This is a genomic window from Paenibacillus sp. FSL M7-0802 (assembly GCF_038004945.1).
Classification (GTDB): domain Bacteria; phylum Bacillota; class Bacilli; order Paenibacillales; family Paenibacillaceae; genus Paenibacillus; species Paenibacillus polymyxa_B.
The window spans coordinates 925,831-950,640 of record NZ_JBBOSD010000001.1; the positions used below are offsets into that span (position 1 = coordinate 925,831).

At 40.0% G+C, this 24,810-nt stretch carries 26 protein-coding genes; 3 read left to right on the plus strand and 23 right to left on the minus strand.

Annotation, left to right across the window (positions count from 1 at the left end; all coding sequences use genetic code 11):
• Positions 1-107: 107 nt before the first annotated feature.
• The 7 genes from MHB54_RS04720 to MHB54_RS04750 all read right to left on the minus strand — a co-directional run bounded on the left by MHB54_RS04720 (position 108) and on the right by MHB54_RS04750 (position 6,860).
• Positions 108-470, minus strand: coding sequence for a YmaF family protein (locus MHB54_RS04720; protein ID WP_023987886.1), 363 nt, complete (start codon positions 468-470; stop codon positions 108-110).
• A gap of 303 nt (positions 471-773) precedes the next feature.
• Positions 774-2,171: a Fe-S cluster assembly protein SufB gene (sufB, locus tag MHB54_RS04725; RefSeq protein WP_013309556.1), complete on the minus strand. Its 1,398-nt coding sequence runs from the start codon at positions 2,169-2,171 to the stop codon at positions 774-776.
• A gap of 30 nt (positions 2,172-2,201) precedes the next feature.
• Positions 2,202-2,624: a Fe-S cluster assembly sulfur transfer protein SufU gene (gene sufU, locus MHB54_RS04730; protein WP_013309555.1), complete on the minus strand. Its 423-nt coding sequence runs from the start codon at positions 2,622-2,624 to the stop codon at positions 2,202-2,204.
• Positions 2,614-3,837 carry a cysteine desulfurase gene (locus MHB54_RS04735; protein WP_190298971.1) on the minus strand — a complete coding sequence of 408 codons (1,224 nt, stop codon included), beginning with the start codon at positions 3,835-3,837 and terminating at the stop codon, positions 2,614-2,616. The genes sufU and MHB54_RS04735 overlap by 11 nt, the downstream gene beginning before the upstream one ends.
• Positions 3,834-5,138: a Fe-S cluster assembly protein SufD gene (sufD, locus tag MHB54_RS04740; RefSeq protein ID WP_023987884.1), complete on the minus strand. Its 1,305-nt coding sequence runs from the start codon at positions 5,136-5,138 to the stop codon at positions 3,834-3,836. The genes MHB54_RS04735 and sufD overlap by 4 nt, the downstream gene beginning before the upstream one ends.
• 23 nt (positions 5,139-5,161) lie before the next feature.
• On the minus strand, positions 5,162-5,944 hold the full coding sequence (gene sufC, locus MHB54_RS04745) for a Fe-S cluster assembly ATPase SufC (protein ID WP_013309552.1): 783 nt from the start codon (positions 5,942-5,944) through the stop codon (positions 5,162-5,164).
• 445 nt (positions 5,945-6,389) lie between these two features.
• Positions 6,390-6,860, minus strand: a complete 471-nt coding sequence (locus MHB54_RS04750; protein ID WP_013309551.1) for a Dps family protein — start codon at positions 6,858-6,860, stop codon at positions 6,390-6,392.
• Positions 6,861-7,173: 313 nt separating this feature from the next.
• On the opposite strand from MHB54_RS04750, the gene mtnK reads away from it, so the two are divergent.
• Complete coding sequence (gene mtnK, locus MHB54_RS04755; protein ID WP_028542908.1) at positions 7,174-8,397, plus strand: S-methyl-5-thioribose kinase; 1,224 nt, start codon at positions 7,174-7,176, stop codon at positions 8,395-8,397.
• Positions 8,398-8,402: 5 nt separating this feature from the next.
• Positions 8,403-9,512 (plus strand): S-methyl-5-thioribose-1-phosphate isomerase, encoded by a 1,110-nt coding sequence (gene mtnA, locus MHB54_RS04760; RefSeq protein WP_340981439.1) that lies wholly within the window; start codon positions 8,403-8,405, stop codon positions 9,510-9,512.
• A gap of 151 nt (positions 9,513-9,663) precedes the next feature.
• Here the strand turns inward: mtnA and MHB54_RS04765 are convergent, their stop codons facing one another.
• From MHB54_RS04765 to MHB54_RS04780, 4 genes are all read right to left on the minus strand, one after another.
• The gene (locus tag MHB54_RS04765; RefSeq protein WP_023987881.1) at positions 9,664-9,966 is read right to left on the minus strand and encodes a YunC family protein; all 303 of its coding nucleotides are present in this window, start codon (positions 9,964-9,966) and stop codon (positions 9,664-9,666) included.
• Between the two features lie 187 nt (positions 9,967-10,153).
• Positions 10,154-10,489: an RNA 2'-phosphotransferase gene (locus MHB54_RS04770; protein ID WP_268747489.1), complete on the minus strand. Its 336-nt coding sequence runs from the start codon at positions 10,487-10,489 to the stop codon at positions 10,154-10,156.
• Between the two features lie 626 nt (positions 10,490-11,115).
• Positions 11,116-11,367, minus strand: coding sequence for a hypothetical protein (locus tag MHB54_RS04775; RefSeq protein WP_023987879.1), 252 nt, complete (start codon positions 11,365-11,367; stop codon positions 11,116-11,118).
• Between the two features lie 13 nt (positions 11,368-11,380).
• Positions 11,381-12,544 (minus strand): WXG100 family type VII secretion target, encoded by a 1,164-nt coding sequence (locus MHB54_RS04780; RefSeq protein WP_023987878.1) that lies wholly within the window; start codon positions 12,542-12,544, stop codon positions 11,381-11,383.
• Between the two features lie 908 nt (positions 12,545-13,452).
• On the opposite strand from MHB54_RS04780, the gene MHB54_RS04785 reads away from it, so the two are divergent.
• Positions 13,453-13,656 carry a hypothetical protein gene (locus MHB54_RS04785; RefSeq protein ID WP_076294943.1) on the plus strand — a complete coding sequence of 68 codons (204 nt, stop codon included), beginning with the start codon at positions 13,453-13,455 and terminating at the stop codon, positions 13,654-13,656.
• 475 nt (positions 13,657-14,131) lie between these two features.
• On the opposite strand, the gene MHB54_RS04790 is transcribed toward MHB54_RS04785, so the two are convergent.
• The 12 genes from MHB54_RS04790 to MHB54_RS04845 form a co-directional block, all read right to left on the minus strand.
• Positions 14,132-15,496 (minus strand): transcriptional regulator, encoded by a 1,365-nt coding sequence (locus MHB54_RS04790; RefSeq protein WP_340981440.1) that lies wholly within the window; start codon positions 15,494-15,496, stop codon positions 14,132-14,134.
• Between the two features lie 53 nt (positions 15,497-15,549).
• Positions 15,550-15,960, minus strand: a complete 411-nt coding sequence (locus tag MHB54_RS04795; RefSeq protein ID WP_023987875.1) for a hypothetical protein — start codon at positions 15,958-15,960, stop codon at positions 15,550-15,552.
• Positions 15,961-16,142: 182 nt separating this feature from the next.
• Positions 16,143-16,658 (minus strand): hypothetical protein, encoded by a 516-nt coding sequence (locus MHB54_RS04800; RefSeq protein WP_023987874.1) that lies wholly within the window; start codon positions 16,656-16,658, stop codon positions 16,143-16,145.
• 78 nt (positions 16,659-16,736) lie between these two features.
• Positions 16,737-17,372 (minus strand): restriction endonuclease, encoded by a 636-nt coding sequence (locus tag MHB54_RS04805; protein WP_023987873.1) that lies wholly within the window; start codon positions 17,370-17,372, stop codon positions 16,737-16,739.
• 1,027 nt (positions 17,373-18,399) lie between these two features.
• On the minus strand, positions 18,400-18,549 hold the full coding sequence (locus MHB54_RS04810; protein WP_175405254.1) for a hypothetical protein: 150 nt from the start codon (positions 18,547-18,549) through the stop codon (positions 18,400-18,402).
• Positions 18,550-18,986: 437 nt separating this feature from the next.
• Complete coding sequence (locus MHB54_RS04815) at positions 18,987-19,208, minus strand: hypothetical protein (protein ID WP_340981441.1); 222 nt, start codon at positions 19,206-19,208, stop codon at positions 18,987-18,989.
• Between the two features lie 301 nt (positions 19,209-19,509).
• Complete coding sequence (locus tag MHB54_RS04820) at positions 19,510-19,839, minus strand: hypothetical protein (RefSeq protein WP_028542915.1); 330 nt, start codon at positions 19,837-19,839, stop codon at positions 19,510-19,512.
• 15 nt (positions 19,840-19,854) lie between these two features.
• Positions 19,855-20,982 (minus strand): polymorphic toxin type 50 domain-containing protein, encoded by a 1,128-nt coding sequence (locus MHB54_RS04825; RefSeq protein ID WP_340981442.1) that lies wholly within the window; start codon positions 20,980-20,982, stop codon positions 19,855-19,857.
• A 343-nt stretch (positions 20,983-21,325) separates the two neighbouring features.
• The gene (locus MHB54_RS04830; RefSeq protein WP_340982132.1) at positions 21,326-21,871 is read right to left on the minus strand and encodes an RNA 2'-phosphotransferase; all 546 of its coding nucleotides are present in this window, start codon (positions 21,869-21,871) and stop codon (positions 21,326-21,328) included.
• Between the two features lie 33 nt (positions 21,872-21,904).
• Positions 21,905-22,105 (minus strand): hypothetical protein, encoded by a 201-nt coding sequence (locus MHB54_RS04835; RefSeq protein WP_028542918.1) that lies wholly within the window; start codon positions 22,103-22,105, stop codon positions 21,905-21,907.
• A gap of 172 nt (positions 22,106-22,277) precedes the next feature.
• Positions 22,278-22,823: a hypothetical protein gene (locus tag MHB54_RS04840; protein ID WP_340981443.1), complete on the minus strand. Its 546-nt coding sequence runs from the start codon at positions 22,821-22,823 to the stop codon at positions 22,278-22,280.
• A gap of 380 nt (positions 22,824-23,203) precedes the next feature.
• Positions 23,204-24,574, minus strand: coding sequence for a helix-turn-helix transcriptional regulator (locus MHB54_RS04845; protein WP_340981444.1), 1,371 nt, complete (start codon positions 24,572-24,574; stop codon positions 23,204-23,206).
• Positions 24,575-24,810 lie beyond the last annotated feature (236 nt).

Consider the following 24,810-nt stretch of genomic DNA (forward strand, 5'->3'; position numbering starts at 1 on the left):
AGGACAGCCTCTTTTTATGTTAGGGACATTAACCTAGTCACAATTTACAACGATCAAACACAATAAAAACGCGTTTCTACTACTATATTATTTGCTACATTTGTTTATTAAATAAGAGGTGCCTGAATCAATGTTGCGAAATTGAACTGGTGTACATGACCATCATTTAATGTGGTTTGGCCCGTAACAAAATGTACGTGCTTGCCATTTCCGACTGGAATAGCGGGTCCTGTTCTAATCCTTCTCAGATTATGAAAATGGTTCACGAAATCAGTTTTTGAAAGATCAATTTCATGGACATGACTTCTTCCAACTCGAATCGCTTGCCCAGTAACACCTGCAAAGCGGTGGTTATGTCGGTCTGCGCCTTCTTCAGCCAGTTTGGTACTACCTTCAAATTCATGTACATGCCTCTGTGTCTGTTTAGAAGAGAGGGTTTTCTTCTTCACTCCAGCTTTATTCTTCTGCATCCGTTGCCTGCCTCCTTATGTTTTGTGGCTTTACAATATCCTATTAAGCAAACATAGTTAAGTGCTAGGCAATTATCCGCAGTCCTAACAATAATTTTTTTTATTCTATCTCCCCTTATAAAAGCGGTTTCAGAAAACTGCCGAAGTCTTTTTAGACATTACGGAAAAAATAGAAGAAGACGAACTTAAAAAGTTCGCCTTCTATACTAGCAGGAAATCCGAGTCGGCACAAAATCGGCACGACTCCGATTTAACAGCTTTAGAATACCTCAAAAACCTTGTCACACCAAGGGTTACTGCGTTTTAACCAATACTGCCTTCCATTTCGAACTTGATCAAACGGTTCATTTCTACCGCATATTCCATCGGCAGCTCTTTGGTGAACGGCTCAATAAAGCCCATAACGATCATTTGCGTTGCCTCTGCTTCAGTCAAACCACGGCTCATCAGATAGAATAGCTGATCTTCCGATACCTTGGAAACCGTTGCTTCGTGCTCAAGCGTGATGTCGTCATTCATAATTTCATTATAAGGAATAGTATCTGAAGTTGATTGATTATCCAAAATCAGCGTATCACACTTGATATTCGATTTTGCACCTTGAGCCTGACGACCGAATGAAGCTAATCCGCGATACGTTACTTTACCGCCGTGCTTACTGATCGACTTGGATACAATTGTGGAGGTGGTGTCTGGTGCCAAGTGGATCATTTTCGCACCTGCATCCTGATGCTGGCCTTTGCCTGCAACAGCGATGGACAGGACCATCCCTTTCGCTCCACGGCCTTTCAATACAACGGCTGGATACTTCATCGTCAACTTGGAACCGATGTTACCATCGACCCATTCCATCGTTGCGTTTTCTTCTGCAACCGCACGTTTGGTTACCAGGTTATAGATGTTTGGTGCCCAGTTCTGGATCGTTGTATAACGAACGCGTGCGTTCTTCTTACAAATAATTTCGACCACGGCACTATGCAGCGAGTTCGTGCTGTAAATTGGAGCCGTGCAACCTTCTACATAATGCACAAAGCTGTCTTCGTCCGCAATAATAAGCGTACGCTCAAATTGACCCATGTTTTCCGAGTTGATACGGAAGTAAGCCTGCAATGGAACTTCACATTTCACGCCTTTTGGTACATAGATGAAGCTACCACCTGACCATACCGCACTGTTCAGTGCAGCAAACTTATTGTCCGCAGGAGGTACAACTGTTGCAAAATACTCTTTCAGAATCTCAGGATGCTCACGCAACGCCGTATCGGTATCCATGAAAATAACGCCCTGATCTTCCAGTTCCTTTTGCATACTGTGGTAGACAACCTCGGATTCATACTGTGCGGATACACCAGCCAAAAACTTTTGCTCCGCCTCAGGAATACCCAGTTTATCAAAGGTTTCTTTAATTTCCGTCGGAACTTCTTCCCATGTCTTCCCTTGTTTCTCGGAAGGTCTTACATAGTACTGGATATCGTTGAAATCCAGTTCATCCATATCTCCGCCCCAGTTTGGCATTGGCATTTTTTCAAACTGTTTCAGTGCTTTCAGACGGAACTCCAGCATCCATTCTGGCTCATCCTTAATTTTGGAGATTTCCTTTACAATTTCCGGAGTGAGACCCTTACCTGTTTGGAAAATGGACTTGTGCTCGTCACGAAAGCCATATTTATACTCTTCCATTTCCGGTGCTTTCTTGGCCATGTTTCTCAAACCTCCTCTGTTCTATTTAAATTATTTATCTTCATCAATCCCTTTGCGCAGCGCGTTCCAAGCCAGTGTCGCACATTTGATGCGGGCCGGGAACTTATTCACGCCTGACAAAGCTTCCAATTCTTCATAATCATCGAATTCAACGGCTTCTCCCTTCATTAAAGAAGAGAAGCGGCTTGCCATATCCAGTGCCTGATCAATCGTTTTTCCTTTGACCGCTTCTGTCATCATCGAAGCTGAGGACATACTAATCGAGCAGCCTTCGCCAGTAAAACGGGCATCTTCGACCACGCCGTCTTTCGTTTTGAGTTGAAGAGAAATTCGGTCACCACACGTAGGATTATTCAAATCCACCGTAACGGCATCGTCCTCAAAACGTCCGCGATTGCGCGGATTTTTATAATGATCCATAATCACGCGTCGGTACAAGTCATCAAGTTGCATCGCCAAAATACTCCTTTGTTTGGATTAAGGCGCTGACCAAAGCGTCGACTTCCTCTTCCGTGTTATAGAGGTAAAAGCTGGCACGTGCAGTCGCACTGGCTTTCAACCAGCGCATCAATGGCTGGCAGCAATGATGGCCTGCACGTACAGCCACCCCTTTGCTATCCAATACGGTAGCTACATCATGCGGATGCACATCATCCAAGTTGAATGTTACAAGCCCGACATGACGTTCTGCAGGTCCGTAAATCGTCAACCCCTCCACTTCACGGAGACGTTTGAGAGCATAGTCGACCAGACGGCTTTCATGCTGTGCAATGGCGTCCAGTCCGATGCTTTCCAGAAAATCAATGGCAGCTCCCAAACCAACGGCTCCGGCTATAATCGGGGTTCCACCTTCGAATTTCCAAGGCAGCTCCTTCCATGTGGATTCATACAATCCCACATCGTCGATCATTTCACCGCCGAACTCAATGGGCTCCATGTTTTCCAGCAGCGTCTTCTTGCCGTACAGTGCTCCGATCCCAGTAGGAGCACACATTTTGTGACCCGAAAAGGCATAAAAGTCAGCATCGATGTCTTGCACGTCTACTTTCATATGTGGTGTGCTTTGTGCACCGTCTATAACGATGACTGCGCCTTTGCGATGCGCAATAGCTGCAATCTCTTTGACAGGGTTCACAACACCAAGCACATTGGAGACATGCGCAATCGCTACAATTTTCGTGTTTTCTGTAATGGTATTCTCCACATCAGCAAGATCAACGCTACCATCCTCTTGAAGTGGAATATATTTCAAAGTCGCGCCTGTGGCTTTGGCTACCTGTTGCCACGGAATCAGATTACTGTGATGCTCCATTTGGGTGATGACAATTTCATCACCTGCCTGGCAATTAGCCCTGCCATAGGAAGAAGCGACCAGATTCAACGCCGTTGTTGTTCCTCTTGTAAAAATAATTTCCTGACTGCGCTTTGCATTCAGAAAGCGGGCTACCTTCTCCCGCGCACCTTCATAAGCATCCGTTGCGCGACTACCCAAGGTATGCACACCACGGTGAACATTTGAATTATCATATTCGTAGTAGTGCTTGATCGCCTCGATGACCGCCAGCGGTTTTTGCGAAGTGGCCGCATTATCCAAATAAACCAGCGGATGACCGTTAATCTCCTGATGTAAAATCGGGAACTGTTCACGGATCAATGCAGTATTCATTGGCCTAACTTCCTTTCAACAAGGCTTTGCAGCTGATGTTGAAGTCCTTCGAGCGGAATTTCAGATACGACAGGTGCCAAGAAGCCATAAATAATCAGACGTTCAGCTTCTGCACGGCTAATCCCGCGGGACATCAAGTAATACACTTGTTCACGGTTTACCTGACCAACCGATGCTGCGTGACCTGCCGTTACATCATCTTCATCAATCAGCAGGATCGGGTTAGCGTCACCACGCGCTTTCGGGCTGAGCATAAGAACACGTTCTGTTTGCTGACCGTCTGCTTTGGTAGCACCTTTTTCAATTTTTGTAATTCCGTTAATGATGGAAGACGCTTCTTCACGCATTACTGCGCGCGTAATCATCTGACTGGCGGAATTTTTACCAAAATGCTGTGCTTGTGTCGTATAGTTCAGCTTTTGTGAGCCGGAACCAACAGCAATGATCTTGGCATCCGAATTGGAGCCATTGCCTTTGAGCACGGACATGGTATTGCTTGCTGTATTACCGTTGTTCATTTCGCCCACAATCCATTCGATAGCTGCGTCATTTCCCAACGTAGCACGACGAATCGAAATATCCGTTACTTGCTCTCCAAACTGATGGACTGTCGCATAACGTACTTTAGCTCCTGCATTTGCAACAACTTCTACCGCACCGTTATGAAGAACAGGTGCCGCCAAATCCGCAGATACATAGTTGTCTACGTACGTCACGGAACTGTGGCTTTCAACAATGAGCAGCACATGCGGTGCAAACGTTGCAGTCGCATCGTCCGTCAGAAATACAGCTTGAAGCGGAACGTTCAGTTCTACATTTTTAGGCACATAAGCAAATACTCCACCGTTCCAGAGTGCTGCGTGCAATGCAGATAATGAATTTTCTTCAGCCTTAATAACTGTGTTCAGATGAGCTTTAACCAAATCAGCATGCTCTTTAACCGCTGTTTGTAAATCCGTGAAAATGACGCCTTGCGCCGCCAATTCCTCGCTCAGCTTCACATATACCGCGCCGGAGTTGCGCTGAATAATCAGACCACCCTCCTGTTGCTCTTTGACCAGATCAGCAATGGCTGCCGGGACCTGCCCTACCGATGCAATGACCTCGTTCTGTTTATGTTGACCGTAATCGTTTAATTTCCATCGTTCGATTTTTGTTTTTTCAAATACCGGAAGCTCCAGTTTGCCTGCAAGCTCAAGTGCTTTTTGTCTGTCTTCGGCCAACCAAGATGGTTCGCCGTTACGTTCGGACAGAACACGCAGTTGCTCGGAATCTACCGGAAGGATTGTTTGTGTAGTCATTAGTTTTCCTCCTCGCTTCCGGCTTACGCCTCTTGTCCTACAGTTTCATCAACGATACCCAGCTCTTCCTTGATCCAGTCGTAACCGTCCGCTTCCAGACGCTCAGCAAGCTCAGGACCACCGGATTTAACGATACGTCCTTGCATCATTACATGTACATAATCTGGTTTAACGTAGTTTAACAGACGTTGATAGTGAGTAATGATAAGGAAACCACGCTCTTCGGAACGCATAGCGTTGACACCGCTAGCCACGATTCTCAAAGCATCGATATCCAGACCGGAGTCGATTTCATCAAGAATGACAATTTTCGGATCAATCATCATCATTTGCAAAATTTCATTCCGTTTTTTCTCACCACCAGAGAAGCCTTCGTTCAGGTAACGGTGAGCAAACTCAGGATTCATTTCGAGCTCTTTCATTTTGCTTTCCATTTGACGGATAAACTTAATCAGGGAGATTTCTTGTCCTTCTTCACGGCGTGCGTTGATCGCACTACGCAAAAAGTCGGAGTTCGTTACCCCTGCAATTTCACTCGGATACTGCATCGCCAAGAACAATCCTGCACGTGCACGCTCATCCACTTCCATATCCAGCACGTCTTCTCCATCCAAAGTTACTTTGCCATCTGTGACTTCATATTTAGGATGACCCATCAAAGCAGACGCGAGTGTACTTTTACCCGTACCGTTAGGACCCATGATGGCATGGATTTCTCCGCCCTTCATTTCGAGGTTAATACCTTTCAAAATTTCCTTGCCTTCAATGGTCGCCTTGAGACCTTCAATCTTAAAGTTTGTAGCCATATTCGCAATACCCTCCAAAAAATGTAGTGTGGTGTCGAAATCAGAAAGTATATTTAAACAGGGGAGCCCCCTGATTTCAAGTAATATTTAAAAATTTATTTATAATCATTCTAAACTGATTCTCAATGATTCTCAAGTTATTTTATAATAAATATCTTTAAGGGTGCAACCAACAGACACACGTTATCCAACTTTCTTCATAAAATGTTCACCCTACCAGGCACACAAATAGCAAAATTCATCCTGTGGTTGTTCATATAATTATAAATTTGTACAAAAAACATGGGATGCATGATCTTTTTCCAGCCATAAAAACGCTACTGACAGCATGACGTCAGTAGCGTTTTACATGTAGAGAGTTTATTTCAGAGCGTAACCCCATCACTATGGAGTGGAATTAAATTCACCGAACTAGGCATTGAGTGATGGAGCGAAATTCGGCCAATTAGCCCAAATAAGAGCGAAGCATCCACATATGTTTCTCCAGATCCGCTTTATAACCAATCAGCAAATCTGCAGTTGGCTGGTCGGAATTGCTTTCCGCCAGTTCGATACCTTCCTGAAACTCCTCGCATACAGTTGCAAAATCCTCGATCAAGGTTTGTACCATCTTAGGAGCATCTTCGTTGCCGGTTGCTTCCTGAATCGACGACAGCTCCAGGTATTCCTTCAACGTTGCGGAAGGAGAACCTTTCAACGCGAGCAAACGCTCGGCGATCTCATCCATTTTCAATGTCACTTCATTGTATAACTCTTCAAATTTAACATGGAGTGTGTAGAAACTGGAGCCTTTCACATACCAGTGATAGTTATGAATTTTTACATATAACACATTGAGGTTAGCGACTTGACGGTTTAAAAGTTCCTCCACCGATTTGGTTTGCGTATTTTTCGAGTTACTTGTTGTTTTAGCCATCATAAATCCCTTCCTTTTTCATCAAATTGATTTTCAGGAACGTTTACGTATCCATCACCGCCATTGCTGACGGTAAGACGCCAGCGGGCATCCTAATATCACCTGCCGGACGTCTGTCTCATATTTACCCTCTCTATACGGAGACGAAACAAAAAAAGAGTACTCCTTTCTTCCTCTTTCAATTCCCATAAAAAAAATGTACAAAACTTCAATGATTTTCGTTATACTTTCTCTATCCTATCAAAATACTTGGTTTAATATTGTGATATTTTTTAAACTATTTACATGCGCACATTTTATGGAGGTGACTTCGTTGTCCCAATATCATCCTTTAACGACTGAAGAAGCAATCGAATTCGTGAAGAACATCCCCGGATTTTTTAGTCAGGAAGCCCATCTGGAATGCCGAGAAATCGGTGATGGTAACTTAAATCTGGTTTTTCATATTACGGATTCTGAATCTAACAAGAGTATCATTGCCAAGCAGGCACTTCCCTATGTAAAAATTGTGGGTGAATCCTGGCCGCTTTCACTGGATCGTGCCCGTATTGAACGCGAGGCACTTCAGCAGGAACACTACATTTGCCCCGAATTGGTTCCTGCGGTACTGGCGTATGACGATGAGCTTGCGTTGACCGTGATGGAGGATCTTAGCTCACACACCATCATGCGCAAGGGACTAATAGAAGGAAACACCTATCCATATTTCGCTAATCATATTGGGGAGTTTCTGGCACGCACGCTCTTCTTCACCTCAGATTTGGGCATGAATCAGCAGGATAAAAAAGACCTGGTTAAACGCTTTATCAACCCGGATCTCTGCAAAATAACTGAAGATCTGATTCTGGATGAACCGTATCGGATCTCAGATAATAACAACTATGGTGCGTACATCGAAGACGAAGCAGAGGCACTACGTACAGATCAAGTGCTTCACCTGGAAGTGGCTTTGCTGCGAGAAAAGTTTTTGACACGAACCGAAGCGCTTCTGCACGGTGACCTTCATACTGGCAGCATTTTTGTAACGACCGAATCGACTAAAGTCATTGATCCTGAATTTGCCTACTACGGACCCATGGGCTTTGATATCGGAGCGGTGATCGCCAATCTGCTGTTGAACTACGCAGCACAACCCGGATGGACCTCTGGCGAGAAGGCTCTAAAGGAAAGGCGTGACTGGGTTCTGGAGACCGCCATTCAGGTATGGGAGCAGTTTGAGCGTAGGTTCCGCAAACTGTGGGACGAGCATGTCACCGATCATATGGCACGTACAGCGGGATATCAGGACTTGTATCTCCAGAAAGTACTGCAAGATACGATTGGTTTTGCAGGGTGCAAAGTGATTCGCCGTATCATCAGCCTATCGCATGTGGCAGATATCGACACCATTGCCGATCCTGCTATCAAGGAAGCTGCGGAACGTCTGGCGTTATCTATCGGTAAATCCTTGGTTCTTCGCAATCGCGAGCTTCATTCGATTCGGGAACTGGGAGACATTGTTCGGACAGCAACAGCTGCCCAAACTAAAGGAGCTTAACGAATATGAGTGAAAAGAAAGAATCGGCGCCCGTAACCTCTGGGAAAGCTGCAGTGTCCAGTCAGGCTCTATCTTCGCTGGTGTGGAAAGGCAACCGCTTGTCTATGTTGGATCAGCGTCTGCTGCCCGAAACGATTGTCATGCTGGATTTATTCACGGCCGAGGAAGTATGGGATGGCATACATGCCATGAAGGTACGTGGTGCGCCCGCTATCGGGATGGCTGCGGCCTACGGCGTTGTGCTAGGAGCTACCGCCTACGACGGCACCGACGCTGCTGGGTGGCTGCAGCATGTACACACCGTGTGCGGACATTTGGCTACTTCACGCCCGACGGCAGTGAACCTATTCTGGGCCCTTGACCGCATGAAGAAGCGGGCTGGGGAACTCATCGTTGAAGCTAGCGAAGGTCAGGTCGAAGACTGGAATGCCGGGCTGGAACGTGAAGCCACAGCCATTCAGGCAGAGGATGAGCAAGTATGTCGCCAGATCGGCATCCATGCTTTACCTCTGTTCGAGGACGGGATGGGCGTACTTACTCACTGCAATGCAGGCGGATTGGCGACAGCGAAATACGGAACAGCGCTCGCGCCGATGTACCTTGCGCAGGAGAACGGCATTCACCTCAAAGTATTTGCCGACGAAACCCGCCCCGTGCTGCAGGGGGCGCGCCTAACCGCTTTCGAGCTTCAGCAGGCAGGCATTGATGTCACCCTGCTCTGTGACAATATGGCGGGCATGGTGATGTCCAAAGGATGGGTACAGGCCGTTATTGTCGGCACAGATAGAGTCGCTGCTAATGGAGATGTGGCCAACAAAATCGGCACCTATAGCCTAGCTGTGCTAGCGAAGGCGCATGGCATTCCTTTTTATGTCGCTTCGCCACTATCTACCATTGATTTGCAGACCGCAACAGGCGCAGATATTCCGATCGAGGAGCGTTCTGCTGAGGAAGTTACCGAAAGCTTTGGTAAAAGGACCGCCCCGCAGGGCATCAAAGTCTACAACCCAGCTTTCGACGTTACACCTCATGAGTACATTACCGCCATCATTACCGAAAAAGGAATTGTACAACCACCCTTTAGCGAGAACCTGACCCATTTGTTTGCCGAATAATTGTTCTTGCAGGTCATATCGTTCGTATATAATTCATATGATTCAACTCGATAGAATAAAACTTTTCATAGAAAAAAACCGGAGCCAAAAAGTCCGGTTTTTTTCTGTTCTTGTTCCTCTACTTTTATGCAACATATGCACATAGGCTTCATTACACCAGTTTCAAAAGTGCTTCGTATCCTGGCATACCTGGCTTAATCCCTAGTTGCTCCGCTTCAGTCGTCACCGATTCCATCGGCGCTTCCAACAATTCCTTCAGCGTTTTTACCCCCACAGCTCGTGCGGCAAGAATTTTCCGATCCGCCAGCCGTTCATTGAGCAGTCCAACATCCAGGGCACCACACATGATGTAACCACGGGAGTTAGAAATCGTCAACAGCGTTGTTTTAGGCAGTTTGACCTCAACTCCGATAAATGTATGCTCACCCACTTGCACGGATTCCATGTGTATCATGGTTATTACATGCACCTCCTCTTTGTTCACCCGGGATATTTTATGCAGCATTTCCGGGTAAGTGTGGACGCCCGTGGATACATTCAAAATATTAGGAGGCTTATGTATTTACAGCAAAACAGGCAATATCAAAAAGACTAGATGATTCATCACATCTAGTCTCTTTATCATCGTTAATGTTCTAGGTCTACGCTTTGTTAAACTTCTTTAAGTACTGTGGCGGTACAAGGTCAGCAAGCCAAACACCATGGTTGGCTTTATAAAACTTCACTTGATTAGCTAATGCCTTTTCTGTTTCTACTTCGAGGATCACTAGTTCCCCACGTCTTTTGCCTGCTAAAATTGCAAACTCAAGGGATTCAGACAGATGTACATACTTCCTGCCCATTGGCTTAATTCCTTCATTGAAAATATTTTGGATTACCTTTGTGTTTGTACCGTGATAGAGAGTTGTTGGTGGAGTAGCTTCCTTATAATCTACTCTGCCTGTACTGTGACCATAATTAGCTCTTATGTACCACAATGGTTTACTACTTGCTTGATATCCAACTCACAGACATCGGCCCCTCTATTCTCTGATCTTATCCCTTGAATCAAATCTTAAATGTCCCAATAACCTTCATGGTCTAGCTTAAGACTAAACTGTTCTGGTGCATGCCTAAGAATCATACTCATAAATTGCTAAGGCCCTCTTCATGTTTTAGTGTTAACATCACATACTCCTTGTAATAAATATTTGTTTTATTTATAGTAATCTATCCGATGATTCATAGCGCCTTGTGAAGTAAAGCACCAATCCCCCAATAAGGAAAAATGTAGCTCCAATTAAAAAAACTCTTATCAAAGCCATGATAAAAATCTCCGATTCATAAAACCCCTCCCCTCTAATAATCTCATTAGACTATTTTGTTCTTCCCATAATTTTGAGTATGTATCATACTTCATAACATTCACGTACCTTCCGTATACTTTAACCATATCACTAAGTAAGTAGCCTGATTGAAGACTCTCCTGTTTAAACCCACCTCTAAATTCTTAGGTGCATGCAAATTATCTTCTTTATCAGATAAATTACTATGAAAAATGAAAAAAGCTCACTCCCATTTTATTGTTAAAGGAGCAAGCTCGGTTCCTATTGTTGAAGCTACTTTATGATTCAAATGTCAGCTTTTCGGGAAATATACCACCTTCTTTAACGAAGCAACGTGCCATCCGCTGTGCAGCCCTATCAAAATAAAATTTATTTGAATGACTCGGATCTGGTAAAGGTTCAATTTCAGAGAATAGCTTAGTCTCTTTGTTCAATTGAATTTTCCCCATAATGTGTTCATTTGGGCCATATCTATAAATAACTACATTCTCATCCTCATGCTCTTTAAAAAGTAAAACAAATGCTCCCATTATAAAATCTCCTCTATTCTATTTCCCATGGACGACCCGACCTTACCGCAGCTTTATGAGCAGTCTCATAGTCTGTTTTAAATATACCCTCAAATCTGGATTCAAACAATTCATGATTAAGCAAATCCATATCTTTTTCTGTTTGTAATCCTTTTTGTAATCTATCCCATGCTTGAGCTATTTCGTAATCAGAATGAAATCTGCCATAACCACTCGACTTTGTATGTTCATTTATGAAAACGTGTTCTTTGATTCTTTGAACTCTACTTTCCTTCATTCCAGAATTTTCAGCTATTGCTCTTACATCACTATCAGACGCTCTGATTTGATCATACATCTCATCTGCTTCAGCTTCTCTACGAAAATATTCATCAATTGAAAGATCGTTTCTTCCACCTGTTTGTACTTCTGTTTTAGGTTCAGATTCTATTGAATTACGCAATTTCGAATTCGCATTATTCTTCGGAATCTCATACTTAATAGATGATTTCAAACCAATTTTAGGCTTGATTACTGAACTAACTCCTCCAATTAATCCAGCTGTACCGATCATATTAGCCCAGTGTTCCTTTGACCAGGCATTGTTTGGATTAAATGCCCCTTGAATCATACCTGTTACTCCAAATGTACCGAAATTGAGCATGTCATTCCATGAATCGTTTTGTTTAGCTGCCCGTTCCATGTACCCTTGGTACATTCCTTTTGGAATACCATATGACATATAATCTAGAAAGCTCCAGACTGAATTAAACTTTTTCTCATAGCGTACTGAGTTAGCATCTACAAAATCCTGACCTAGTTCAGTTAAGCTATCTACTGATTTTTGGAACGCATTCCGTGTATCTGGAGCAGGAACAGCACATGAATTCGGTGGAGGTGGTAAACAACTTGCGTCAAGGTTACCTGCTTCCATCAGATCTGCTAATCTGAATTTATCTGCATGGTGACGTAATTCCCTAGCAATAGAATCCGTCAAGGTAACAAAGTCATTCATATTCTTCTGAGAGGTTTGGAAGGAATAGTAAAAGTGCTCTTTAGTCAGTCCTTCCCACAATTGCCCCATAGATGAAATTTGTTGTACTAAATTACTATTCATTTGAGTTGCCGTTTGCTGTGCTAACTCAAACTGCTTGGAGGCAGTCATAAGCTGCTCAGGTGTCACTTTAATTGTTGTCATAATATACCTCTGTTTTAGTTCGTTATGACATAGTAACATTATTCAAATTTATGGAAAACCAACTTAATTCCTAATTGTTATGTGAAGAGTTAATCTTTCTGCCTATGTCTAAAGGCCTTATATTTGTAACGACAACCATATCCTGCAACTCAGGAATGAGTGTCAGAAGTTTTTATAATTATGTAGTTGTTGCTTGGTTGTGCTAATTACTTGAGAAAATACTGAATTGTGTTTTAGGCTCATGTACTAGTAGCTTCAATACTCAATCCATAAGAATATGCCCCTAACCAGATCGCCTCAACTTTCTGGCATGTATAGGGGCATTCATGTATGAACATATTTAATGAGCTGATAATTAATTCTTTGAATTTTTCCATTTTAGAAATGTATTTATGGCAATAACAATAATTAGAACGATGAGCAAAACATTTGTGATAGTAAGAGTGCTATTTAAGTTGCTCAATCTGGTTTCAATGTCCTGTAAACCTGAACTAGTTTTATCCCCTATTTCACTTATGCTAGAACTCATCCGATTTAAATACTGTACTAATTCACCTATATCCATCCAGCACACCTCCAGTCAATTATTTACAATAACATATTATTTTTATTATTTTTTTTATAATTATTTCAGATAGTACTATAATGAGATCGTTAACAAATTCTATGGAGTTTATTGAAAAAAGGTTCAGGGAATGTGATTTACATTGTAGGCGAGTTGAAAGTAAGTAATACGATTAAACTACAACAAACGGCTACGAAACATGTACTGTATATCAAGACTATAAGGATGGGTTTGTAACTGCTAAATTATATTCGGTAATGTCAGTATAAGTAGTGGTTCATTGGCTGAGGTTTCGAATATTTCAGAAACATATTGGACACCTGTTAGTGGTGGATCTTGGAGTTTGGAAAATACACATGCTAATACCATTTCTATAACTGGTAAATTCCCTACCCAAAGGGTTCAAATTACTGGAACTGCTGTGGTTGGTACTATAGAAACAGAGTCTGGTGGGGTTTCTCTAGGTGTTTTCGGTTACAATGTAGGAGTTAATGGTCAAATGAGAAAAGCAATTAGCCAAGGCTTCACATTTAGTTATGGTAGATAAACAGTCCAAATTCTAACTCACTTTAGATCCTAATACGTAGCGGTGCCAACCAGTGTCTAAATTTTGTCATTATCGGTACCGCTGTTTTTTCTACAACTTAGTGAGGTAACCCTAGATAAATATTTTCAATTCCTCACATCTTTATCGCCCTATTCATTCCCTAACATACAAAAAAGGCTAGACGGACAGTCTCGTCTAACCTTTAATTATGATTTAATATTCTCCCTTGTTTCCCATTGGTTCGTATTAGGAATGATTCCTGTTGGGTTCGTAATAAGACCCATTTTATGACTGCATTATTTCAAAGCTTTTTCATTCAAATTTCAGTTCAAGCCCCACCAATTGGATCATAGTATAAAGTAATCTGATCACTAAACTTCCAATCTGCCAGCCCTAAACTTGAAACCAACACTTGAAGTTGCCGTTGGTATAGTTGTAACTTGACTACTCATTGTTTGTGTACTTATGACTAATACTAATAAGAATGTCGTCGTGCATAGCTTTCTAAATTATGATACTCCGTCTTGGCTTCAGCTAAGACAAATTTCTGATACCGTTCGACAATTATCATGTAACGAAGGATTGAGCGTTCATTATTAATTATAATGGATTTCCTCATACCATCTAATAAGTACCGAACTCCCTTTTCGTACTGGCCTCTGGATAAACAATATTCAGCCAATTCACTCAATATGCCAACAAGCTGATTATTAATATTTTGCTGGTCATTAGTTTGTATTCCTCCGTGATAATCATGTATGTTTGAAACTTCACACTCTAATCGATTCAGAATATCATCAACGTCTATGCTATAACGATTGGCTGCGATCATAATGTTCCATAGACCCGGAAGAATCTCATCTTTCGTCCTTGTGATGAGATCAGCATATGCAGGAAGCACCTCTCTATTGCCAGCCATCAGCTTGGTCAGGCACACATTAGCCTCACCCCACTCCTGAAATAAGTTTTTCCAGTGTTTTGTTTCTTTATCAGTCTCTTTCACCCATTCCAAATCAGCAGATTCATAGGCTGCTTGCAGTGCTAACTCATAGTTTCCTTGCTCATAGTTAGCGCCTCCAATAAGTGAATTACTGAATGTTATATAAAAAAATAACGGTCGTAAAGGCTTCTTATGTTGTTCTCTTTTTAGAGAGTGTGCTATAGAATATTGCGCTTTACCTAAAGTCCTTAAGTCCTTAGCAACTTCCTCAACCCGTTCCCATTTACGCAATGATCGGTATACATTAGCCAAATCTACAAGGGCATCTAACTGGTCTATAGCGTCGAGTCGTTTGACAAATGACTCAAATTGGAGTGCTGCTTGTAAATTTCTTTCCTGATCGTCTCTAATCTGAATCTTGAATATGCGATATTGACAGACGGCTAAGCGTTCAGAATGCTGATACTTTTCAGCTTCAGCTACACCCTCATAGAGAAGCAACGCAGCATCGTGTCGTCCTTGTTCATATAAGCTTTCCGCAATTTCGAATAACTTTGGCGAATAGAGAAGATTATCCATGATGGCTCCCACCACTCGACGAATTGAATCAAACTTATCCAGCTCTACACAACGATATAAAAATGGCTTGATTCGCCTCATATTTGGAGGTGTGTCGATGATGTAGTTTTCTATAAATAAATCATAAAAGTGACCTTCTGGTAAACCCATGCCCTCAGTCATTAGGTCAAGCTGATTAACAGACATAGATTTGTTTCCTGACACTATGCTACTTATTATTCCCCTATTCATCCCTGTAATTTGTCCAAATTGCGATAGGTTTAAGCCTTCTTGTTTTAGATATTGTTCCAATTCTGCTCTAATCGTGGGTGTAATTTTCATCTATAAACCACCCTTTCAGCGTGAACTTACAATACGATGCATAGTTAAAATTATTATGTAGTTGTGAAACAAGTAACCTCTATATCTTCACCAATTTCATTTACAGTTTCCTCGATGATTTCCCTTACATCTTCATCCAAATCCTTGTTTAAAGATTCTTTCATCAAGTTATAGCTACTTTTTAAGTTCAGATTGACAACAACTGAAGAATATACATCTACTAATTCTGAAGATGTATCATCCCATATCTTCTGGACAAAGCTGTCTAATCTTTTTCTCAACGAATCACTTAACAATTCGTAAGTATAAGTCTTCCTGTCAGCAAATTCCGAAAAACATTCCAACGTTTCAAGAATATTTATCTTCTCTAAATTTTCAATGGAGTCTAAATATTGAATAATATAGGACTCTAACTGTTCTTTAGACATAATATCAGGCAACTGTTTAATTTCATTCAAATTCATTGTTTACCTCCCAAGATCAACTGGTATATGGGTAATATTTTGCTGATTATTTCTATACAAATTCCCGTCAGTACCAAATACTTTCTTCCTATTTTAATTTGTGCGCTCCATCCATTATAGGAATTGCTTGTAGCATAGTGTGATGTTAGTATAGATTCATTTCTAGATCATCATCTCCGTTGTTATGAGATAAGTTTTGAATAGATCTGCCTATTAAGTATATCTTCTTGTTTCCTTAATATTTTAAATCCTGTACTAGATTTAACATGCGGTTGATCAGACAATAAAATATAGCCCTCATCAGTAGTTTTCAATAAGTAAAGCTCAATATCTGTGCCATTTAGATTATCTTTAATATAGTATACTCTTCCTTTCTTCTTTCTTATAAAATATAAAGGTACAAAAACAATTAAGCTTAATAAAAAGCTAAGAAATGAAGAGGCTAATATTGTTACCTTCAAATCTGTTATAGTTTTAATTTCATCATTTAAAAAGCTTATGATGACACATAGCATAGAAGTAGTAGCGACAGTTAGTGCAATTGACAGTGGTGTTACCATGTATCTTTTATTACTCTTGTACAGTAACTTTTCAAGAGTAGATGAATTGATTAAGGCAATAGCTTTGAAAATTAGTAAGGCTAGTGCGACTAAAGACCCAGCTCCGACTATAGGCAAATATTTAGTTATAACTTCCATGATGCTTAATCCTCATTTATCGTAGATTTTTTATGCACCTTTATAAAATCATCGTTTTACTACGGGAGTATCCAGTATCTAGTTACCTGAAGCGATAAGCTTTTCAGCCTTGCGATCCTTTTTAATCACTTTACTGTTATTCCTATAATCATCCCATGAATCTAAACTCAAGTATGGCTCTGCTTCAATAATATCTTTTACCTTGCTGTGCTGTTGTTCTTTGAATAGCTCAATCATTTTAATTAAATCGTTGCGATCCAACAGCTTTACTCCATTATAACTGGCTAACTGTTCACACGAAGTTGTGTATTTGCTTGAAGTAATGACAATAGATTTCTTAGCTCTGTAAAATCGCATAGAACTATAAACTTCCTGAACTGCGCTCAAACCAACAGGATTGCTTATTGCATACCGTTTAGCCTGAATGACATTACGGTAGCCCTCTCTGTCCGTAAATACCAAATCTGTTCCAAAATCTCTACTGTCTTGTGTTTTATACGCATCACCATAGCCTAAACACTGGAACAGCCTGAACAGATACATTTCAAAGTCCTTGCCATCCTCCATACGGTCTATTTCGTTAATGCCAATTTTATAAGGGTCAATATTCTGCGTTACTTTATACGGTTCCTGAACTCTAGGCTTCTTAAATAAGCGTAGCAACACCAAAGCAATCAATACAACAACGACACACACTATCACAAATATAGACAACAATGTTCCTCCTTAGCTACTTTGGCTCTTTTTCACACTATCTTATAATACAACAGATAGGGATAATTTCCCATATATTTCGAATAAGTATAGTAAATTGTTAACAAAGAAATGTCTATTGCTAGGCGAATAGCTTCATATCCATGGGGGATGACTCTTCTTGACTCCTGTATACGCATTCCTTCTTGTTTTGCCTTCCTCTTTGTAACATTTGCTTCACATAGACATGCAAAGAGCCTAGACCAATTTTTTAAGCTTATATGTTGTACATTTTATTGAACGTCATTCCAGGTTTAGTGAATCACGAAGAAAAAAGAATAAAATTCCTGATTATAAGAAGTTTTCTTTTCCTTATACTTTTGAGAAACTGTCATAAGCCTTGATATGACTGGATTTAACGTAATGTTAATGTTAGACGCTGTGTACCTAGAGTTACAGGGGGTTTTATCCATAGGGCTAACACCAAAGATTGAGTAATGATGATTACATCATTATTCCTTTTTCTTGATTTAAAATAATATAATTGACATAATATCAATAAACATCCTTACCAAAGATTTTTAAGATCGCTATATTTATAGACTTTTCCTACATTACTTTGAAGGGCTTCATAGTACAAGAATTCTACTTTTCCAAAAACATTATTGGAGGCTAACAAATGAGTAAATTCGAAAAAAATCTAATTAAGTATTTGTCTTACGGTTTTTTTGTAGGAATATACTATTCCTTTATTAAAGGGCCAACAACAACGAGTACTCCGATCAACGGTATGTTTGAATTTTATACGGTACCCACTTCTACTTTTATTTTCAGAACATTATCAACCTCGTTTCTACTAAGCCTCTTTGCTGGAGTGGTGTATACAATCACTTTCTTATGCATAAGAGGAAATAAGTAGATTTTACCTGAATGATTTTAAGGTTAAAGAAGCCGTCCAAGCAACGGCTTCTTTTCTTAATTAACGGTTCGAAGCAAATATTTATGAAAGCTTGTCCTGCTTGATTTTACGGCTTAAATAAAGGAGATTTTAAATCCCCTGAAGTAGCCGTATCTTAGACGCACCACACATGATGTAACCACGGGAGTTGGAGATAGTCAGCAGCGTTGTTTTAGGCAGTTTGACTTCGACTCCAATAAATGTATGCTCACCCACTTGTACGGGTTCCAAGTGTAACATGGTTATTACATGCACCTACTCTTTGTTCACCCGGGATATTTTATGCGGCATTTGCGGGTAAGTGTGGACACTCGTGGATACGTTCAAAATATTAGGTGGTTTATGGGTTTAAATTAGAACGTGAACACCGAGAATACGAGATCAAAATCAAATTCATTCGAGGTGTTTCTTTATGAGTAAAAACTACGACACGCTTTTATTTTCTCCAATATCGGTAATATCTTTTAGATGGACATTTTGTTCATCTGCTTGATTCCCATATCCTTAGCTCAACAATTTGATCATGATTGATATTGGAACATGGTGACCTGAATTTGACGCACCTTCGTTTGAAGCAAGGTGGTTGTAAATGTCATCCTCCTTTATTCAGATTGGCTAACTAGTAAAAAGGCCACTCCCGTTTTTATTGTTAAGGAGCAGGCTCAAATTGTACTTTTTTAAATCTCTATGCTATCCGACAACTCTAAAATAGTCTTATCTTCAATCTTCCCATTAATGAACAACTCTCTTGCTGATTCAAATGATTGCGAAAAACTGTCTCTTTCACGAGTAAGAAAGTACTCTTCTTCATTTTGGCTAATCCAATAGCTATCATTCTTATAGTAGAACTGAAACTCTTCCCCCATTTCAAAACGTTCCACCAATTCATTGTATTCCAAAACAGTCCCTCCTACTTCTTGTTAACTCTTTTAAATGTCCCATCTTCTTTCCATTCAAAAACATGTTCATGAGGCCACTCTGGATGCTGCTTTGAATTTCCATGATTCGTGTAGTCTATTGTTTTAATTTTCTTAGGTGTAATGGCATCCTACTACTTTATAACGAATGTTAGACCATAGGGGACTATATGCTCTGTCGTGCTTACAATTTATGTGGTACCCATACAAACCAAAAAGGCTAGATGGATAATCCCATCTAGCCTCGATTGAGTGAAAAATACACAATTGAGGATTTCCAGAGTTATTCATATTTCCAAATAATAGATCCATCAGTAGATGTTATCATGCTGGGAGGATCGTTATGGAGAGAAATTTCAATAAAGGGGCTCTTTCCTTTTTGTAACCAATTATATATACTTCCTTCGTCGTTAATCGGCTTAGATACTATCTTTTTAACTTCAATAACCGCAGCATCATATTCAATGAATTCATTATCATCTTCATCTAAACCATTGTTTGTTTCATAAATGGTGTCCCTAGTACCAATAATCTTTAATCCACTTCCCCACTGAATAGTTAATTCTTCTTTCGGTACTGAAATAATGGCTTTAATCAAAGAATCATATCCCATATATTCCTCCTTGGTTTAAGGCGCTGCTGGTACAATATGTGCGCCATCTTTACTGTAATGAATAATTCCTTTTGTTGTTTCTTCGAACATACCAGTATCTCTATTATAATATTTCCCGATAGGTTTTCCGAAATCAATCCTTTCTCGCCCTGCTTTAAACATAGCACCTTTTCCAGAATAACTATCAAGTAATTCTTGTGCGGTTTTGTTATCACCATAGAAAATACTCTTGTTCTTACCATTGGCTAAGTCTTGTTTGTAGTTGGGCGTCTCAACAATATGCTTCTCCTGATCTCCGTGTTTTACTTTTACAGGGTAACTGTCAACTTCACGATAAGGACCTGCTGGAACAGATTTTTTCCCATAAGAAGGTACACCTTCTCCCTTCATCATCTGCCACAATTCCGCTGAGCTTTTTCCTATTCCGCTTGCGCCTTTAACTGCGGTTGTACCTCCATGTGCCGCTAAAGCTGCTGAGCCAATCAATCCAGGTATTCCGATAATACTACCAACTCCTGTGGATGAAACAGCAACTGATAATCCTTCTCCACCTGTTCCAACGATTACCTCACCAGCTCCCTGCAATGTCGTAGCTACGTGACCGAGAGTTTCACCTACTTTAGCAGCCATAGGATGATCATAGTCACGGTCTTTGTCAGGCAGCATCCCCAAGGTTAAATCTTCCTGAATAGCACCTTTCGCTCCCTGAGCAGTATCCCACAAAATTTCCCCTTGAAGCTTACTAGCTTCCATCTGAGCTTCGGCTTTTGTGATCTCAGCTTTACCGATCTGTTCAAAGATTTTATGTAACCAACCTTCACCGCTTGATGCCGTTTTAACAGGCACACCATTCCCGGGCACATCAAGTACGACTTTTTCTCCATCTACCTGTGTGAAGTTTTTTGAAATAAAGATGAGTTCTTGTGCAACCGTAGAAAGTCGTTCAAGCGTCACGCCCATGGATTGTCTAGAGACCTGAAAATCTTGGGAAAACCTCTCTCGGGTAGCACCAGACCAACCTTGTTGGACAAAATCAATTCTTCCATTCAGTAAATTCAACATACGTTCCATTTCGTGTTTACCATGCAAGAACTGGTCAGCCACTTCCATTAGCTTGTCAGGTGGAACCAATATTCTCCCCAATTGATCACGTCCATTTTAATTTAGATGGAAATAATCTTATCAGAAGGAGATGTTTAGGGATATCCCTTTTATATTATGTGACAAATGGACTGATATAAACGGATTTACTATGTCAAAAGTATTGTATAAATCCCTGGCAAAGTAAATTATTTGACTTCACTCTTTTGATAGCATCCAATTTTATCTCGTTAATTTTGATAAAAATAATAAATCCATAGCATTTATTTTCTTTTTGTTTATAAAATACACAAATAGCTCCTTATATCAGTTGCCGATAGATGGTGATTCACTAATAGATTCAAGTAATGCAACTGACTTTTTAATATAAACAAAAATATCAGTGTTAAATTTTTTCAACATATTGTGGGGGCACAAAATCGGCAAGCCAAACACCATTGTTAGCGACATAGAACTTAACATTGTTAGCCATTGATTTTACTGTATCGATTTCAAGAATGACTAATTCACCACGTCTCTTACCTGCCAATGTTGCAAATTCAAGTGTCTCAGATAGATGAACATACTTTCTCCCCATGGGTTTAATTCCCTCGGTAATAATTTTATCAACTACTTTGCTATTTGTTCCGTGATAAAGAGCAGTTGGCGGAATGGATTCTTTGTAATCTAATCTTCCTGCACTGTGCCCGTAGTTCGCTCGTATGTATCCATTTACCATGTGGTATCGCTTCTTTGGACAATTAGTTACGACTTGATCAATCCCTGCTTCTCCTATATCCGACCATCTATTCTCTGATTTAATTGCTGAAATTAAGTCTTGCACGTGGCAATAACCTTCATGATCCAACTTAATTCCAAACTGTTCTGGTGTATGCCTAAGAATTTTACTCATAAATTTACTAAGGCTCTCTTCTTGTTTTGGTGATAACATCATATACTCCTTCTAATGTAATATTTGCTTTATCTAAAGTAACCAATCTGATGATTCATAGCGTCTTGTGAAGTAAAGCACTAATCCCCCGATAAGGAAAAATGTAGCTCCAATTAAAAAACCTCTTAGACTATATCTGCTATAAGCCTCCAATAATACTGCAACTCCCAGCCCACAAGGGAAATACCCAAAAATACCTCTTATCAAAGCCATGATAAAAAACTTACGATTCATAAATTTTTCTCCTCGCTAATCGTACTTCATTATATAAAAACGAACAAAATTTATTTCATCCATATATCCTCTTTGACCCCATTCCACAGCAATCCAAAGTCGGCCAACAATAACTTCCATTCTAAGCCTAATTAAAAAGACAACAGGTGATACCTGCTGCCTTTACTCATCATTATTTAGCTTCCGTCAACATTTTTAAAATGCCAGTAAATGAGCCGTTAATCGACATAATATCTCCATTAACTTGTTTGCTAAATTGAGACTCAGTAAGTTTATCTTTTCCTGCTGTGTGATTCTTAATGAATTTTATAAGGTCTGCTTTCTGATTTGCAATATCCTTTAATGCTTGTTCACTTTCTTTTTTGTAATTTTTAACTGTTTTATTTAGTTCCACTTTAGCCACGCTGAGCTGCTTCTTTAATTTATCGCAGTCAGCCTTGGATTGAGCTATTACCACTTTACTTGACTTATTTTTCACTTCGTTTTTATACCGCGCTGATGCTTGACTTAATTTCTGAGTTAGCTCACGAACTTCTGCCCCCAGAACAGCATTAAGTTTTTTTTGTGCAATTTTAATTTCCTTCACACGATCTTTGTAATTCTCAAAGTATATTTTTTCGATTTCACTTGTTGACATTGCTTTTGTAGATGTTGCTGCCAATACTTGTGATGGAATTAAAATAGCAAACATCAATAATAGTAGAATAGCTTTCTTCATATGTATCTCCTTCTTTGGCAGTAGTGCAATTATCATAAGGGAAATGAAGGAAATAGGCAATATGTCTTGTTATTTAAATACTACTTTCCACATTATATAATCTTCCAATGATAATCTTCCAATGATCGAATAAGCATTTGACAGATAAAAGTCCAAGCTAAGTCACTTCTAGAAGCTTATTTATGTAGAGCAAAACAGGCCATTTAAAAAAGGCTAGACGGATAATTCCATCTAACCTCTTGATCATAGTTGTTTTTCTAAGTCTACTGTGATCTTGAACTTGAGACTATTTTATTCCAACATTCCTCTATATTGTCCAGTTGGATCATAATTACTGATGCTACTGACATAAAACTGGATACTAGGAGGGCGGGATCAACTTACTCTTCATCTTCATTAACCACTTTAATTAGATTTCCGTAGACTGCCCTCGTGTGAGCAGATGCATGTTCTTTAAAATACGTAAACAACCTCATACATCTGATTGCTTGTATTCTATTATTAGCTTCAGCAGACTTTTCCAAACAGCTGAACAAAAATGTGAAGCCGTCTGAAAATCTCCCCTTACGCAAAAGATAGATCGCCAATTCCCTTGAAAAATGAGTAAAACGTTCTGAACTAATTTGTTGAGTATATACGCCTACCTGATTTTGTTCATTCAAAAAAGACTGAATTTCTGCTTCAAACAATTCAAGGATGTGATCTACATTTATATTATATCGATTAGCCACCTCAATTATATTATCTATTGCGGGGAGTATTTCATCTTTCTTTGAAGAAAAATAAGCAACATAATCAGGGATTACACTTAAGTCGCCTGACATAAGCCTATTCACATAAATATTAGCGCTTGCCCATTCTTTAAATTGATTTTTCCATTCTAGGGTCGTTTCATCTTTCTCTTCTACCCAGCTTAAATCGGCATATCTCTGGATATGTTGGAGTGCTGTCTCATAATCTTTATTAGCATCACAAACTTCAGCACGTATTAAATGCGAAAATGCCCAGTAGACAAATGAAGGGTATAGCGGCTTCTTTGTATGTTCACTATTTTCAGAATGCTGTTGATCAATTTTGTATTGTATTTTCGCTTTATTCCCCAGCGATTTAGCAAAATAATCCAATTTAACCCATTTTCGTAGAGAACGATATGTATTCACCAACGCTCTTAGTGCATCAAGCTGATCTATTTCATCTAATCTTTCAACGTAAGGCTCGAACTGAACCGCTGCATCATAGTTTTTCTCTTGATCGTCTCCAACACGAATCGTAAACAATCGATAATGGCAAACCGCCAATCGCTCTGAATGTTGCTGCCTTTCACTCTCGGCCACATTTTCATAAAGAAACGCCGCTGCTTCATTGTGACCATCTCTGTAAATATTCTCGGCTACTTCAAAGAGTAACGGAGGATAGATTGGATTATCCAGCAACAAAAATACAACTCGTTGCAAGCAATCGAGTCGATCAAGCTCCACACATCGGTACAAAAAAGGGCTAATTCTTCGCCAGTTGAGCGTTTCTTCTATGATACACTCTTCAATGTAACGTTCATAAAAATAGTCTGGTGGTAATTCCATCCCGGCAGTAATGCGATCCAATTGGTTAACGGATAAAATACGATTTCCAGTAACAATACTGCTAACCGTACCTACATTCAAATCAATGATGTGTCCAAACTCGGTCATGGTTAAGCTTTTCCGTATCAGATAGGTTTGAACTTCTGCTCTAATCGTAGGTGTGATCTCCATAGATAAACCACCCTTCATCATAAACTTTTCATATGATGCATAGATAAAAAACTATGTAATTGAGAAACGAGTTATAAAATTAATTTATTTGATCACTCATGATTATACCGTTTTTTAGAATAAAATCATATATATTTCAGATATTTACTCAAGATACCTTTTTGGATAGTTTACAATGATTTCATGATAAAGTGGAATATCAGAGGACAAATCAAGCAATACAAATTTATCAGATT